The 15073-nt window shown below is 46.1% G+C and carries 14 protein-coding genes (1 of these 14 only partly in view); 8 read left to right on the plus strand and 6 right to left on the minus strand.

Translation table 11 applies throughout. The annotated features are described in order from the left end of the window. Nucleotides 1-59: 59 nt before the first annotated feature. From mnmE to rpmH, 5 genes are all read right to left on the minus strand, one after another. Nucleotides 60-1439 carry a tRNA uridine-5-carboxymethylaminomethyl(34) synthesis GTPase MnmE gene (gene mnmE / locus ACN6MW_RS14000; protein ID WP_419875935.1) on the minus strand — a complete coding sequence of 460 codons (1380 nt, stop codon included), beginning with the start codon at nucleotides 1437-1439 and terminating at the stop codon, nucleotides 60-62. A 96-nt stretch (nucleotides 1440-1535) separates the two neighbouring features. Continuing rightward, nucleotides 1536-2159, minus strand: coding sequence for an RNA-binding cell elongation regulator Jag/EloR (jag, locus tag ACN6MW_RS14005; protein WP_308997686.1), 624 nt, complete (start codon nucleotides 2157-2159; stop codon nucleotides 1536-1538). Then, nucleotides 2156-2938: a YidC/Oxa1 family membrane protein insertase gene (locus tag ACN6MW_RS14010; protein ID WP_419875936.1), complete on the minus strand. Its 783-nt coding sequence runs from the start codon at nucleotides 2936-2938 to the stop codon at nucleotides 2156-2158. Before ACN6MW_RS14010 ends, jag begins: the two co-directional genes overlap by 4 nt. A 341-nt stretch (nucleotides 2939-3279) precedes the next feature. After that, entirely contained in the window at nucleotides 3280-3657 is a 378-nt protein-coding gene (gene rnpA, locus ACN6MW_RS14015; RefSeq protein ID WP_364152689.1) for a ribonuclease P protein component, read from the minus strand. A gap of 127 nt (nucleotides 3658-3784) precedes the next feature. Then, entirely contained in the window at nucleotides 3785-3919 is a 135-nt protein-coding gene (gene rpmH / locus ACN6MW_RS14020) for a 50S ribosomal protein L34 (RefSeq protein WP_308997689.1), read from the minus strand. A 640-nt stretch (nucleotides 3920-4559) separates the two neighbouring features. Here rpmH and dnaA point away from each other — a divergent pair. The 6 genes from dnaA (at nucleotide 4560) to gyrB (ending at nucleotide 11007) form a co-directional block, all read left to right on the plus strand. Beyond that, complete coding sequence (gene dnaA / locus ACN6MW_RS14025) at nucleotides 4560-5915, plus strand: chromosomal replication initiator protein DnaA (RefSeq protein ID WP_364152692.1); 1356 nt, start codon at nucleotides 4560-4562, stop codon at nucleotides 5913-5915. 321 nt (nucleotides 5916-6236) lie between these two features. Beyond that, the gene (gene dnaN, locus ACN6MW_RS14030; RefSeq protein WP_364152695.1) at nucleotides 6237-7379 is read left to right on the plus strand and encodes a DNA polymerase III subunit beta; all 1143 of its coding nucleotides are present in this window, start codon (nucleotides 6237-6239) and stop codon (nucleotides 7377-7379) included. 36 nt (nucleotides 7380-7415) lie between these two features. Beyond that, nucleotides 7416-7631 (plus strand): S4 domain-containing protein YaaA, encoded by a 216-nt coding sequence (gene yaaA, locus ACN6MW_RS14035; protein WP_364152698.1) that lies wholly within the window; start codon nucleotides 7416-7418, stop codon nucleotides 7629-7631. A gap of 27 nt (nucleotides 7632-7658) precedes the next feature. Next, a complete protein-coding gene (gene recF, locus ACN6MW_RS14040) occupies nucleotides 7659-8768 on the plus strand; it encodes a DNA replication/repair protein RecF (protein WP_419875937.1) in 1110 nt (369 codons plus the stop codon). 30 nt (nucleotides 8769-8798) lie between these two features. After that, nucleotides 8799-9050 carry an extracellular matrix regulator RemB gene (remB, locus tag ACN6MW_RS14045; protein WP_012772007.1) on the plus strand — a complete coding sequence of 84 codons (252 nt, stop codon included), beginning with the start codon at nucleotides 8799-8801 and terminating at the stop codon, nucleotides 9048-9050. Nucleotides 9051-9096: 46 nt separating this feature from the next. Continuing rightward, entirely contained in the window at nucleotides 9097-11007 is a 1911-nt protein-coding gene (gyrB, locus tag ACN6MW_RS14050) for a DNA topoisomerase (ATP-hydrolyzing) subunit B (protein ID WP_419875938.1), read from the plus strand. Between the two features lie 34 nt (nucleotides 11008-11041). Here gyrB and ACN6MW_RS14055 read toward each other — a convergent pair whose 3' ends face one another. Then, nucleotides 11042-11815: a YheC/YheD family protein gene (locus ACN6MW_RS14055; protein ID WP_419875939.1), complete on the minus strand. Its 774-nt coding sequence runs from the start codon at nucleotides 11813-11815 to the stop codon at nucleotides 11042-11044. 286 nt (nucleotides 11816-12101) lie between these two features. Between ACN6MW_RS14055 and gyrA the strand changes: the two genes are divergently transcribed. Both gyrA and ACN6MW_RS14065 read left to right on the plus strand, forming a co-directional pair. Next, nucleotides 12102-14585 (plus strand): DNA gyrase subunit A, encoded by a 2484-nt coding sequence (gene gyrA, locus ACN6MW_RS14060; RefSeq protein ID WP_419875940.1) that lies wholly within the window; start codon nucleotides 12102-12104, stop codon nucleotides 14583-14585. A 101-nt stretch (nucleotides 14586-14686) separates the two neighbouring features. After that, nucleotides 14687-15073, plus strand: partial view of an HD-GYP domain-containing protein gene (locus tag ACN6MW_RS14065; RefSeq protein ID WP_419875941.1) — the beginning only. 687 nt of this gene lie beyond the right edge of the window; 387 of the gene's 1074 nt are visible here — the first part of the coding sequence; its start codon is at nucleotides 14687-14689; the stop codon falls past the right edge of the window.

Here is a 15073-nt window from a genome sequence, read left to right on the forward strand (position 1 = left end):
TTTAAACCGCCATAATCTGCGGATAGCAAAATCACCACTTAACCCTCACCTACATCCAACTATTTTCCTAAGCAGAACTGCGAGAAAATTTGATCAATCAGGGAGTCGCCGGCTTCGTCTCCAAGGATTTCGCCAAGCGACTCCCAAGCGGAGCGAGCATCAATCTGGATGAGATCGATTGGAATGCCTGCTTCTGAAGCTTCGATCGCATCGACAAGGGACTGTCTCGCCCTCTTCAGTAAAGCAATATGTCGAACGTTGCTTACATATGTCAAATCGCCGGATTCAAGTTGCCCCTCAAAAAACATCTCGCTAATCGTTTTCTCCAGACGGTCAAGACCGTCCTCTTCAAGAACCGACATTTTTACGATGGAATCCGCAGAAATCGACTCCTCCACCACCTCAATTTCTAATTGACGCGGCAAGTCAGTCTTATTTATGATCGCAATGACCGGGCGGCCCTTCATTTGCAGCAAAAGTTCCCGATCATCTGCTTGCAGCGGTTCATTATAATTGAGCACTAGCAAAATGAGATCCGCTTCTTCAAGGGCATTGCGCGATCTTTCTACTCCGATTCGTTCAACCACGTCCGTTGTTTCCCGGATACCTGCTGTGTCGAGCAGTCGGAGCGGTATGCCGTTTAATGCCACAAACTGCTCAATGACATCACGGGTCGTTCCGGGAATATCCGTAACAATCGCTTTGTTTTCTTGCGTCAGTACATTCATAAGAGACGACTTACCGACATTGGGCCGACCCACAATTGCCGTTACGATGCCCTCTCGTAATATCTTGCCTTCATTTGCGGTTTTTAACAAACGATCTATTTCATCAATAGCAGAATCGCATTGGTCGCGAATAAAAGAATTCGTCATTTCCTCCACGTCATGCTCCGGATAATCAATGTTCACTTCGATATGAGCCAGCAGCTCAATGACAGTCTGCCTTAAAGCTTTAATCCGCTTCGACAAAACGCCCTCCGCTTGCTTCCGCGCAACGGAAAAAGCCCGATCCGATTTGGAACGGATCAAATCAATGACTGCCTCTGCCTGCATAAGATCAATTCGGCCATTTAGAAAAGCGCGCTTCGTAAACTCTCCTGGTTCCGCCGTGCGGTATCCCTGCAGCTGCAGCACCACATCCAGGACCTTTTTAACGGCAATGACGCCGCCATGCGCATTGATTTCGACAACATCTTCCGCCGTAAAGGATCGCGGCCCGCGCATGAGCGTAACCAGTACTTCTTCCACCTCTTCACCCGATATCGGGTCAATGATGTGGCCATAATGCAGCGTATGCGTCTCTGCATCTTTTAGATTGATTTTTGAACGAAACACCGATGCGATTCCGGCAATTGCTTCCGGTCCGCTTATTCTTATTATGGCGATGCCGCCTTCTCCGACTGCTGTCGAAATGGCTGCTATCGTATCATGTACCATTGCTGTCAGCACCTCTCAAATGGAAAAACAGCAATGACCATTATGAGCCATTGCTGCGGATAGCGTATTGATTCGTATTGATTTATGTTGTGCATCTTATTGTCTCAAAGCGATGACGACTCGCCGGTTAGGCTCATCGCCTTTACTGAACGTTTTCACCTTAGGGTGATTCTGCAACTGCGAATGAATGACTTTGCGCTCATGCGGCGACATTGGCTCCAGGACAACTTCTTTCCGGGTGCGAATGACCCGTCCCGCTAAGCGGTCGGATAAATCCGCTAATGTCTTGCGGCGGCGCTCACGAAAATCCTCTGCATCAAGCACGATACGCAGATGGCTGTCAGAGTAACGGTTAGCCACAATATTAACCAAGTACTGTAATGCATCCAACGTTTGTCCGCGACGTCCAATCAGCATACCAAGGTCGCCACTTCCAGTTACGGACAAGTGGGTTCCTTCTCTTGTTTGCTTTCGATCGATGTTTACTTGCAGCCCCATCGTACCAGCTACTTCACGGAGAAATTGCTCCGCTTCCAGCATAGGATCGGGAATAAGCTCAAGCTCGACTTTCGCTTCTTTTGCGCCGAACAATCCAAAAAAACCTTTTGTGGGCTGCTCAAGCACAACTTGTTTAACGCGGTCTTCAGTGACTTGCAATTGTGTTAATCCATTACGTACAGCATCCTCTACCGTTTTCCCCGATGCGACGATTTTCTTCATTTCGCAGGGACCTCCTTACCCTTGTCAGATGAACGAACGTACAGGAAGTAGTTTTGAACAATCGTGTAAATGTTGCTGTAAACCCAATATAGCGGCAGTGCTGCCGGGAATGAAAGTGCCATTACAAAAATAAGCACAGGGAAGATCGCCAGCATCATGCCCATACCAGGCATCGTTTGCGTTTGCTGCTTTTGCATCATCTTGGACTGAATAAAAGTCGTAGCGGCAGCGAGAATCGGAAGAATGTAATAAGGATCCTTCTCACCTAGTTGAAGCCATAAGAACGTATGCTCACGAATATCCGGGTTTTTATAGATGGAATTGTACAACGCGATAAAAATCGGCATTTGAACAATAAGCGGCAAACAGCCCGCCATCGGATTTACCTTATGGGTTTGGAAAAGCTTCATCGTCTCTTCTTGCTGCTTCTGCGGATTATCCTTGTGTTTCTTTTTAATTTCAGCCATTTGCGGCTGCAGAGCTTGCATCGCCTTGGAGCTGCGATATTGTTTCAGCGTTAACGGTAAAATTAACGTTCTTACAATAATCGTCAGAAGCAATATAGCAAGTCCGTAGGAGTCATTGAACCAGCCTGCGAACGTATCAAGCGTTAAGGCAAAATAGTAAACAACGTTTTTCTCCCAGAAGTTTCCCTTCAATAAATCGGCAGTCTCCGTCGTCTGGGTTGTTGGAGCACCGCATCCTGCAAGCACACCCATAAGCAGGACAAGACCAAGCACTAAAATCCATTTCTTGTTTTTAGTCCAAAACAACAACATTAAAACTCCTCTCTGAGAGCATTTACATCAAGCGTAACAAACGGCTAATGCCGTTTTTTCGGCAAAACTCGTTTCGCCAAGAAACATAAGTTATGTATAGAAGAAAAGCATATACTTTCTTATATCCCAAGCTATAACGGCAATGACCGTACCCTTGCAGCGCAGCATTTGATTCTGATTAAAATATCGGCATTGCATACACGATACAATACTATATTTTCATTCTAGACTATACCATAATTTATGGGACAAAGAAACAATGAGGTGCCCCCTGCATCCGCTTTCTTTACGCAAGTTGCAGAACCTATTTTGAGCATGCGAAGCAAGCCGGCCGAATTACGTCAATCTGCCTGCTTCTCTTTTATATTCGTTGTGGTCTTGTTCTTCAGCAAACCGGCTTTCTTCAATACATGAAGAACGCTTTTCTCCATTTCCTTCATCTTCATCAACGTAGCTGGTTTTCTTACGATTAGAATGAAGTCGGTCCTCGGAACAATCCGATCTGCTTGATGCCGAACAATTTCCTTTATCATTCGGCGCATCCGGTTGCGCACAACCGCATTGCCTATTTTCTTGCTCGCGGACACGCCTAAGCGAAATGGTTCCGCCGATGGCTGCTTAGACCAATAAACGACAAACTGCCCATTCGCAAACGATTTACCGCCCCGATAAATACGGCTAAAGTCTTCACGATTGCGAAGACGCAATTTTCTATGCACGACTGATGGCCACCGTTCCCTTATTGATCTTCTAAGTGTCGACAGTAAGCGAGCAGCTTAAGCAGCCGCTCGCCCACACCTCATCGCCAAAAGCAAAAAAAAAAGACCACCGGACGTGGTCTTCTGCTTATGCGCTTAGTACTTTTCTTCCTCTTTGACGACGCGCTGCCAAAACTTTACGTCCGTTCTTCGAGCTCATCCGTTTGCGGAATCCATGCACTTTCGCACGTTTGCTAACATTAGGTCTAAATGTAGGTCTCATCGTTCTGCACCTCCTATACTGCGTGTTCCAATTAAGCGTAAACGGCTCTCGCCGTCTTAATGGACGGAGCAGCATCGTTTCGCGGTGAAATATAAGTGGCGATATAAGTGTGCTACTTATAAAGCCTTATATTTAAAAAAACGCTTTTTTTATTAAACCATGTTGGCCGCCAAAAGTCAATGATCCTCTCCCGCTCCCAAATTGTTGATAAATGTTTTTCGGATGACGCTGTGGATAAACGCATGAAATGACTCCTTTTATCAAAAACTAATAACATGTGCACAATCCACAGGCCCCTTGAACGAACTTTGTCGAAATCTTAACAAGATATAAACAATATGTAGTGGTGTAGATAACTTTTATGCACAAGCAGTTGAGAATGTGGATAAAATATGCGAATTCGTTGAAATATAAGGGATCTTTTGCTATGATAATTATGTTTTCATTGTGGATTAGATCATTATTGCCTCAGTTTTATCAACAGCCTGTGGATAACATTGTGAACAAACTCATCCCCTATTTATAACTCATCCGCTTATTATTCTTTATAATGTGGATGTTTTCGTTATAATACCCTGATTTTCGACATTTTTTCTTGCAACTGCGCCATTCGTGGCGATTGGATAAGGAGTGACAGTCTGTGGACAGCCATACCTATGATTTATGGCAGCAAGTGTTGTCGATCATCCAGACTAAATTAAGCAAACCGAGCTTTGACACCTGGTTCAAAGCAACGAGAGCTTCTTTTGTCGATGATTCTATGCTTGAAGTAACAGCGCCGACAACATTTGCGGCCGAATGGCTGGAGGGCCGTTATACGAAACTAATAAGAACAACATTGTTTGAGTTTTTGGGCAGACAGGTTGATGTTCGCTTCTCTATAGAAGAACCGAAGGGTGCGGAGCCTGCTTATACGTTCCAGCCGAAAACGGTAAATTCCCCAGTCATGGCCGAGGAAGCGACACCTTCCCATATGCTTAACCCGAAGTACACGTTTGATACATTCGTCATCGGGGCAAACAACCGCTTTGCTCATGCTGCATCGCTAGCGGTAGCGGAAGCACCGGCCAAAGCTTATAATCCATTGTTTTTGTACGGCGGCGTCGGGCTTGGAAAAACCCACTTAATGCACGCAATCGGCCATTACATCATGGATCACAACCCCAATACAAAGGTTCTGTATATTTCGTCAGAGAAATTTACTAACGAATTCATTAATGCCATTCGTGATAACAGGGGCGAAAGCTTCCGTACGAAATACCGAAATATTGACGTATTGCTGATCGATGATATTCAGTTTCTCGCAGGAAAAGAACAGACGCAGGAGGAGTTTTTCCACACTTTTAATGCGCTGCACGAGGAACGGAAGCAAATTGTCATCTCGAGTGACCGTCCGCCAAAAGAGATACCGACGCTGGAAGAACGGCTTCGCTCACGCTTTGAATGGGGGCTTATTACCGATATTCAGCCGCCGGACCTGGAGACGCGGATCGCAATCCTGCGGAAGAAGGCGAGAGCGGAAAATCTAGATATTCCTAACGAAGCGATGATCTATATAGCAAATCAAATTGATACGAACATTCGTGAATTGGAGGGCGCCTTAATCAGGGTTGTCGCTTATTCATCCTTAATAAATGCTGACATTACGTCGCATCTTGCGGCAGAAGCGCTTAAGGATATCATTCCGTCCAGCAGGCCGAGAATGATTACGATGCATGACATACAGACGAAGGTTGGAGAGTTCTACGGGCTGCGGCTAGAAGAATTCAAAGCGAGGAAACGGACCAAAGCCGTTGCTTATCCGAGGCAAATCGCTATGTATTTATCGAGGGAGCTCACCGACTTCTCGCTTCCTAAAATCGGTGAAGCATTCGGCGGCCGTGATCATACGACAGTCATTCACGCGCACGAGAAAATTACGCAGCAGCTGAAGATCGATCAGGACCTGTACAAAATCGTCCAAAACCTAACCGAAAAAATCAAAAATCATATGTGAACAACTAAGCAAGCCTATGCACACGCTATGCACATGTGGATAGGCTTGCTTTATCGGTCTTCCAAGGGGTTATCCACATATTCAGGGCCCCTACTACTACGACTACTAAAAATCTTTAAAAAAACATCATCAAATAAGCATAAACGGCAGTTCCGTTCCTTTAGCGGAAAATGTCCTTTTCGCGACGTTATACAAGCTTTGTACAACGTTTGAATTTATACGTCAGCTTAAAAAAACGGTTAACGCCTTTTCCAACAACAAACATCGTTTCGTGCGAGCTCATACTTTAGATGAATTTATAAGAACGCTAGGAGTGAAACCATGAAATTAACAATCTCAAAAAATGAATTAAACGATGCGATCCAGCAAGTAGCTAAAGCTGCTTCTTCACGTCCTGCCATACCTATTCTCGGCGGTATCAAAATCGAGGTCACCCATCTTGGGGTAACGCTCACCGCAAGCGATACGGACATCTCCATTCAAAGCTTTATCCCTGTGGAAAGAGATCAATTCGTTATTGCCCATGTGGATAAACCCGGAAGCGTTGTGCTGCCGGCTAAATTTTTTGTCGAAATCGTAAAAAAGCTTCCTTCGGAGCAAGTCGTTATCGATGTAAGCAATACTTATCAAACCATCATTCGTTCCGGTTCAACTGAAATTCAAATGGTCGGACTTGATCCGGAAGAATTCCCGGTACTGCCTTCCATTGAACAAAATGAAGTATTGCAAATGCCGGGTGATCTATTAAAAGCGATGATTCGTCAGACCGTTCTAGCAGCATCGGCAAGCGAACAAACGCCAATTTTGACAGGTGTGCTTTGGAATTTGCTCGAAGGCGAGCTGAAGTTTGTAGCAACCGACCGTCACCGGCTGGCCAGCCGTACCGCTCAAGTCGATACTGACGCGCAATTCAAGTTCAGCAATGTCGTTATTTCGGCAAAAACGCTGATTGAGCTTTCTAAGCTCGTTCCGGAGCATAACGCTCTTGTAGATATTGTCGTAGCAGACAACCAAGTTCTATTTAAGCTTGGAAACGTATTGTTCTATACGCGTATTCTTGACGGCACCTATCCCGATACTTCTAAGATTATTCCGCAAACCTTCAAAACAGAACTTGTTTTGGATACAAAAAATGTAATGGACGCGATTGACCGCGCCTATCTGATGTCCCGCGAGGAAAAAACCAATATCGTGCGGCTTATGACGCTTGAAGACGGATCCATTGAAATCTCATCCAGCTCGACAGAACTGGGCCGGGTTACGGAGCAGCTTGAAGCAAAAGAATTCAACGGGGAAGCGCTTAGAATCGCATTCAACTCGAAGTATATGCTTGATGTTCTTAAAGTTATCGACAGCGAGCAGTTGTTCATCGGCTTTACTGGTGCTATGAGCCCGATTATTATTCGTCCTATGGATCATGCATTCAGCATGTATGTCATTCTGCCATACCGTACAACAGGTTAATCACAAGCGCAGAAAAAGAAAGGAATGAGCTTTTCGATGAAAGAAATCGGCATCAAAACAGAATATATTACGCTAGGGCAGTTTCTAAAGCTGTCCGATTGTATTTCAACCGGCGGACACGCCAAGTTTTTTCTTCAAGAGAGCACCGTGATCATTAACGGAGAAGCGGATAATCGGCGCGGCAGAAAGTTGTATGTTGGGGATAAAGTAGAGGTTGAAGGCTGCGGCGTATTTACAGTAGGTAAAGCGTAACGCACCGATGGACCGGGAGGTCAAAACGTGTTTTTAACGAGCATACAGCTGCAAAATTATCGAAACTATAGTGACCTTGATCTGCAAACGCCCAATAAGGTAAATGTGTTTCTCGGGCCCAATGCCCAAGGAAAAACAAACCTGCTGGAAGCCATATTCGTACTTGCTTTAACGAAATCGCATCGTACCTCCAAAGACAAGGAGCTCATTGGCTGGCAAGCCGACGCAGCGCGCATCTCAGGCGAGGTCGATAAGAAATACGGGTCGGTTAAGCTCGATCTCCTCTATTCGGCCCAAGGGAAAAAAGCTAAAATTAACGGGCTCGAACAGCGTAAGCTAAGCGATTTTATCGGTTCGGTCAACGTCGTCATGTTTGCGCCGGAGGATCTGGAAATTGTAAAAGGAACGCCGGGTGTGCGAAGACGGTTTCTCGATATGGAAATCGGTCAGGTGCAGCCCGGCTATTTGTATACTCTGCAGCAGTACGGAAAAGTGCTTCAGCAGCGCAATAATTTTCTGAAAGCTTCGTACCCTGGAGGGGCGAATCAAACGATGCTGGATGTATGGAATATGCAGCTTGCAGAGCATGGTGTTAAAATCATGAAAAAAAGGAAACACTTTATACATAAATTACAAACGTTTGCAGAACAAATCCATTCGGGCATAACGAACGGTGCCGAGCAGCTCACAATTGAGTACCGGCCTTCATTCGATACGGATGCCCAGCAAGATGAATCTGTTTTATTTGATCAATTTATGATAAAGTTAACACAGGTGAAAGATCAGGAGATTCGCAGAGGGGTTACGCTAGTGGGACCGCATCGCGATGATCTGGCGTTTTTTATTAACGGCAAAGAAGCGCAGACATTCGGCTCCCAAGGGCAGCAGCGGACGACTGCCTTATCTTTAAAATTGGCGGAAATAGAGCTCATTAACGAGGAAATCGGTGAATACCCGCTTTTGCTTCTTGACGATGTGCTGTCGGAGCTCGATCAGAACCGTCAAACGCAGCTTATTGAGACATTTCAAAGCAAAGTACAAACCTTTATTACAACGACCGGCCTTGAAAGCGTGAATGTGAGCAGGCTTCAGGATGCCGGCATCTACCATGTGCATGGCGGCCGAGTGACGCGTTAAGGTGCGAATAGGAAAGGTGAGGAAGAGGACATGTACATCCATTTGGGCGGCGAGAAAATAATTCGGGCTGCGGAGCTGGTGGCCATTTTTGATATTTCCATCGAGCAGTCCTCCAAACTTTCCAAGCAATTTGTTGCGGGAGCACGCAAGCGCAAGGACGTTGAAACGATAGGCGAGGAAGAGCCGAAATCGATCGTTGTAACGAAGCAGAAAATATATTATTCGCCTATTTCATCCTCTACGTTGAAGAAACGAGCCCATCATTTTGCGGCGAACGGCTAGAGCGAAGGCGATCAGGAACAGCAGTTGAGAGGAGCAGTGAAGTTGCATGTCTTTGGAGCAGCATACGTATGACGAGAGTCAGATACAGGTCTTGGAAGGATTAGAGGCGGTACGCAAACGTCCGGGGATGTATATTGGCTCCACCAGTGGCAAAGGTCTCCACCATCTCGTATGGGAGGTTGTCGATAACAGTATTGACGAGGCTTTGGCCGGTTATTGCTCAAGAATCGAGGTTATCGTACACGAGAATAACAGCGTAACCGTTATAGATAATGGACGCGGTATTCCTGTCGGCGAGAATGCAAAACTGAAAAAATCGACGCTAGAAGTCGTTATGACTGTTTTGCATGCCGGGGGGAAATTTGGCGGTGAGGGCTATAAAGTATCCGGCGGCTTGCATGGCGTTGGTGTATCTGTCGTAAACGCGCTGTCCGAGCTCGTCATTGTTCAAGTAAAACGCGAAGGCCATATCTATCAGCAAGAGTACCGCAAGGGTGCTCCGCAGTATGATATCAAAATTATTGGCGAAACGACGGAAACGGGCACTCAGGTCACGTTTACGCCGGACAGCGAGATTTTCACGGAAACAACCGTATATGATTATGAGACGCTGCAGTCGCGTATTCGTGAACTGGCGTTTTTGAATAAAGGCATCGAAATTGTTCTTACCGATGAGCGTACCGGCGTATCGAATACGTTTATGTACGAGGGCGGTATCATTGAGTTTGTAAAATATTTAAACCGCAATCGCGAAGCGCTTCATGAGCTGCCGATTTATGTCGAAGGGTCGAAGGACCATATCCATGTTGAGGTCGCATTGCAGTATAACGATAGCTATACCGAGAATATTTATTCTTTCGCTAACAATATCAACACGCATGAGGGCGGTACGCATGAGTCCGGCTTTAAGAGCGCACTAACGCGTATTATTAACGACTATGCCCGCAAATCGAACTTGATTAAAGACAATGACTCCAACTTCTCCGGGGACGATGTGCGTGAAGGCTTGACTGCGATTATTTCGGTCAAAATCCCGGAACCGCAATTCGAAGGACAAACGAAGACCAAGCTTGGTAACAGTGAGGTTCGCGGTATTGTGGAATCCTTCTTTGCCGAGAAGCTGCAGGAATTCCTCGAGGAGAATCCGGCGGTTTCACGCAAAATCGTAGAGAAGGGTTTACAAGCAGCGCGTGCCCGCGAGGCGGCGCGTAAAGCCCGTGAGCTAACCCGTAGAAAAAGCGCGCTCGAGGTAGGATCCCTGCCTGGTAAGCTTGCCGATTGCTCTTCGAAGGATGCTTCAATCAGTGAGCTTTACATCGTAGAAGGTGACTCTGCCGGCGGATCTGCCAAGCAAGGGCGTGATCGTCATTTCCAAGCGATTTTGCCGCTTCGGGGTAAAATTTTGAACGTAGAGAAGGCGCGTTTGGATCGAATTTTGGGCAATGCGGAGATTCGGGCTATCATTACAGCGCTTGGTACCGGCATTAGCGATGACTTTGATCTGGCTAAAGCGCGTTATCACAAAATCATCATTATGACCGATGCCGACGTCGATGGCGCTCATATCCGTACGCTCATGCTGACGTTCTTCTATCGCTATATGCGTCAAATTATAGATGCTGGCTATATCTACATCGCTCAGCCGCCGCTATTTAAAATCGAGCGGAATAAAGTGATTCGCTACGCGCAGACCGAGAAGGAGCGCGACCGGATTATTGCTGAATTCGGAGAAGGCGTCAAAGTTAACGTTCAGCGCTATAAAGGACTTGGCGAGATGAATGCCACTCAGCTTTGGGAAACAACGATGGATCCGGAAAGCCGTACGATGCTGCAGGTAACGATCGAGGATGCGATTGAGGCCGATGTCGTTTTCGATACGCTTATGGGAGATAATGTTGAACCCCGCCGCGAATTCATTCAGAAATACGCTAGATATGTTACGAATCTAGATTTCTAAAGAGCAGTGTACAGGGTAAAGAAGCAGCCTCCTATTATGGACGACTGCTTCTTTTTTTGAAACGGCCATAGGCAACTGCATACCGGTAAACCTTATGGAACACGCTTTGGTCGGGCAGCTTTCGGAAGATAAAGGGGTCGGGTAATGTATTGACCTCCAAAATCCAGGGATGAAGCTTGGCGTCAATCGCAATGTCGACCCCAATTTCTTTTATATTTGGATAGGCAGCCTCGAGGTTTTTAGCAATGGTAATACTTAATTTTCTTAAACGGTTTTTGAACGCTGCAAGTTCTGATGAGGTGGTATGGTCACTCATAAGACGCTCTATAGACATAGGGGTGCCGCCGCTGTGGTAATTTGTAACGATTTTTGCCGGGTGAGCGAGCCGTCCGATAATTCCTGTCGCTTCCCAATTATTTTTCGGGTTTTTTTGGACCATAACGCGGATGTCGAAGCGGCGCTTCATGTGACGAAGCAGATGGATGCCTTGTTGGACGATATATTGCCGGCCTTTCTTTTGCTTCACTAGCTTTTCGTAAAGCTGTTCGAAAGTCGGAAAGAACAAAATTGTTTTTTCCAACTGATAGCGGTAACCTAGCTCCGGTTTAGTTGTTCTTTCTATCCGTGTTACACCTTTGCCGAAGGTGCCGTTAGTTGGTTTGAAGTAAACCATTCCATATTCACTCAGCATAGATTGAAGAGTGGCGCGTCCAAACAACTTTGTTGCGGGCATATATTGTCTCAAATATTCTGATTTAAGCATGATATTTGTTTTAGCCCATTTGCTCTTAACACGTCGAATGCTCAACGTTTTTTCTCCTCTCGCGCTGTTTCTTTTCTACGCATGGAAATCAAATGATGAAGGAGACAGACTTGGAATTGAGTGGTATAATGAAAGTTGGGTCTGTTTATTCTATGACGGCTTTTCGTGTATGGATAGCGGCGTTTCACCTATTTTTTTTGAAGAATGAAGACAGTTCCCCGCGAATTTCAAAAGCAAGAGCAAAAAAGGTTTATATGCTCGCTTTTTGAGAAAGTAATATAAGAGTTATGTTGATTAAGAGTAGCTATAGATAGCGTCAGGGAGGTAAATCATGGCGGAAGAAGAACGTATATCTATAAAAGATCGGGATATTGGTACGGAGATGCGGGATTCCTTTATGGATTACGCAATGAGTATCATTGTAAGCCGTGCTCTTCCCGATGTTAGGGATGGTCTAAAGCCTGTGCATCGTCGCATTTTGTTTGCAATGTCCGAGCTAGGCATGTCACCGGACAAGCCCCATAAGAAATCGGCGAGAATTGTAGGAGAAGTAATCGGTAAGTACCATCCCCATGGTGATTCTGCAGTATATGAGTCAATGGTACGGATGGCACAGGATTTCTCCATGCGTTATATGCTCGTTGACGGACACGGCAACTTTGGTTCGATTGATGGCGACTTCGCGGCAGCCATGCGTTATACGGAAGCTCGTCTTTCAAAAATAGCAATGGAACTGTTACGGGACATCAACAAAGAAACGATTGATTTCGCACCCAACTATGACGGTGAAGAATCGGAGCCGGTCGTATTGCCAGCACGTTATCCGAACCTGCTCGTGAATGGGGTTACGGGAATCGCGGTAGGTATGGCCACGAATATTCCTCCTCACAACTTGAACGAGGTTATCGACGGGGTACAGGCTCTGATTGTTAATCCTGATATTACGCCAGTCGAGTTAATGGATTATATAAAAGGTCCGGATTTCCCAACAGCCGCATTTATTATGGGCCGCCAAGGCATTCGCCAAGCTTATTTGACAGGGCGCGGTTCAGTAACGATGCGGGCTCGTGCGACAATCGAGGAGAATAACGGCAAAGCACGCATTATTGTGCATGAGCTGCCATATCAAGTCATTAAAGCCCGTTTGGTAGAGAAGATCGCTGAGCTCGTCCGCGAGAAAAAAATCGAAGGCATTACCGATTTGCGGGATGAATCAGACCGTAACGGCATGCGTGTCGTCATTGAGCTTCGCAGAGACGTTAATCCAAGCATCGTTCTGAATAATTTGTACAAGCAGACGCAGCTGCAGTCCAATTTCGGAATTAATATGCTGGCGCTCGTAAATGGTGAGCCTAAGACGCTTAACATCCGTGATATGCTTTATCATTATTTGCAGCATCAAATCGAGGTTATTCGCCGGCGTACTGAGTTTGAACTGAAAAAAGCCGAAGCTAGGGCGCACATCTTGGAAGGTTTGCGGATTGCGCTTGACCATTTGGATGAGGTTATTGCGTTAATTCGTGCTTCTCAGACCGCTGATCAAGCCCGCGAGGGATTGATTGCAAGATTCTCGCTCTCTCATGAGCAGGCGCAAGCGATTCTGGATATGCGTTTGCAGCGTTTGACTGGTTTGGAAAGAGACAAAATCGAGGCAGAGTACGAAGAGCTTATGCGTAAAATTGCTGAATATAAAGCGATCTTGGCCGACGAGCAGCTTGTGCTTGATATCATCAGCACGGAGCTCTCTGAATTAAAAGATCGTTTCGGAGATGAGCGCCGGACAGAGCTTATGGCAAGTGATGAAGAAATTCTGGACGAGGATCTAATTCCTCGTGAGGATGTTATCATTTCGATTACGCACACCGGCTATATCAAGCGTTTGCCGGTTGGTACTTATCGCAGCCAGAAGCGGGGCGGTAAAGGCGTTGTCGGCATGGGAACGAAGGATGATGACTTTGTCGAGCATCTATTCGTTTCGAATACGCATCATTATCTATTGTTCTTTACGAACAAGGGTAAGGTGTACAAGCTGAAAGCCTATGAAATTCCTGATCTTAACCGTACCGCGCGCGGAACACCAATCATTAACCTTATTCAGATTGAACAAGGCGAGACGATTAACGCGGTTATACCGGTGCAGGAGTTCGATTCTGAGCACTTCTTGTTCTTTGCTACAAGACAAGGGGTTGTGAAGAAAACGCCGCTGGACGATTACATCAACATCCGGAAGGTCGGCCTCATTGCGATCTCGCTCCGTGAGGATGATGACCTCATTGGCGTGAAGCTGACTGACGGTAATCAAGAAATTATCATGGGTACGGCGCAAGGGATGTCCATCCGCTATTCGGAGCAAGATGTTCGCTCCATGGGACGTTCGGCCACAGGCGTTAAAGGTATCCAGCTTGATGATAATGATACGGTTATAGATATGGACGTTATCGTACCGGATAAGGACATTCTGATCGTTACCTCCAAAGGTTACGGCAAACGGACACCTGTGGCGGACTATCGTATCCAGAACCGTGGCGGCAAGGGGATCAAAACCCTTAATGTGACGGATAAGAATGGACCAATCGTCTCACTTAAGGTCGTTGAGAACGACGAGGACCTTATGATAATGACGGCATCGGGCACGATGATTCGGACCAGTATGGAAGGCATCTCTACAATGGGCCGGAATACGCAAGGGGTTAAACTCATTAATACGCGCGAGGATGATACGGTAGCCACAGTTACTCGTGTTGCACGCAGCGAAGAGAATGACGCGCTGGATGAGAACGAAGAGCAAGACGGTGGCGAAGCGCCGATTGAATAGTGGTAAATGACACAGCTGATTCCGTTATCGTGCGGATCAGCTTGTGTTTTGTGGTTTAAAGTGAATTTAGAATATATTCATTTACAGGGGAGAGAACTCTTGTGGCGGCGGTAACGTTATCACATCTTAAATTAGGCGACAAAATTATTGAAGATGTCCTCACCCCGCTTGGCGGTATCCTATTTCAAAAAGGCAAAGTCGTAACGCCTAAAGAATTAGAGATATTGCAAGCCTTCCTTATTGCAAGCGTAGAAATTGAATCAAACCAAGCGGCAGGTAAACCAGGCGCTGATACAGAGGAAGAATCCGCACAGGAAGCAAATCTGGTATACGTCGCATCTCCCCTGCATGAAGAGTATGACAAAATGGTCATTGTATTGCGCCAAGTGTTCAACTCATTTATGGCTGGGCAAGCAATGCCGGTTATGGACATTCGGAAGCAGCTTGAGAAGCTGTTGGAGCATATTAAGAGCTATAACCTGCTGACT

This window comes from Pristimantibacillus sp. PTI5, from assembly GCF_048572955.1.
Lineage (GTDB): Bacteria > Bacillota > Bacilli > Paenibacillales > Paenibacillaceae > Pristimantibacillus.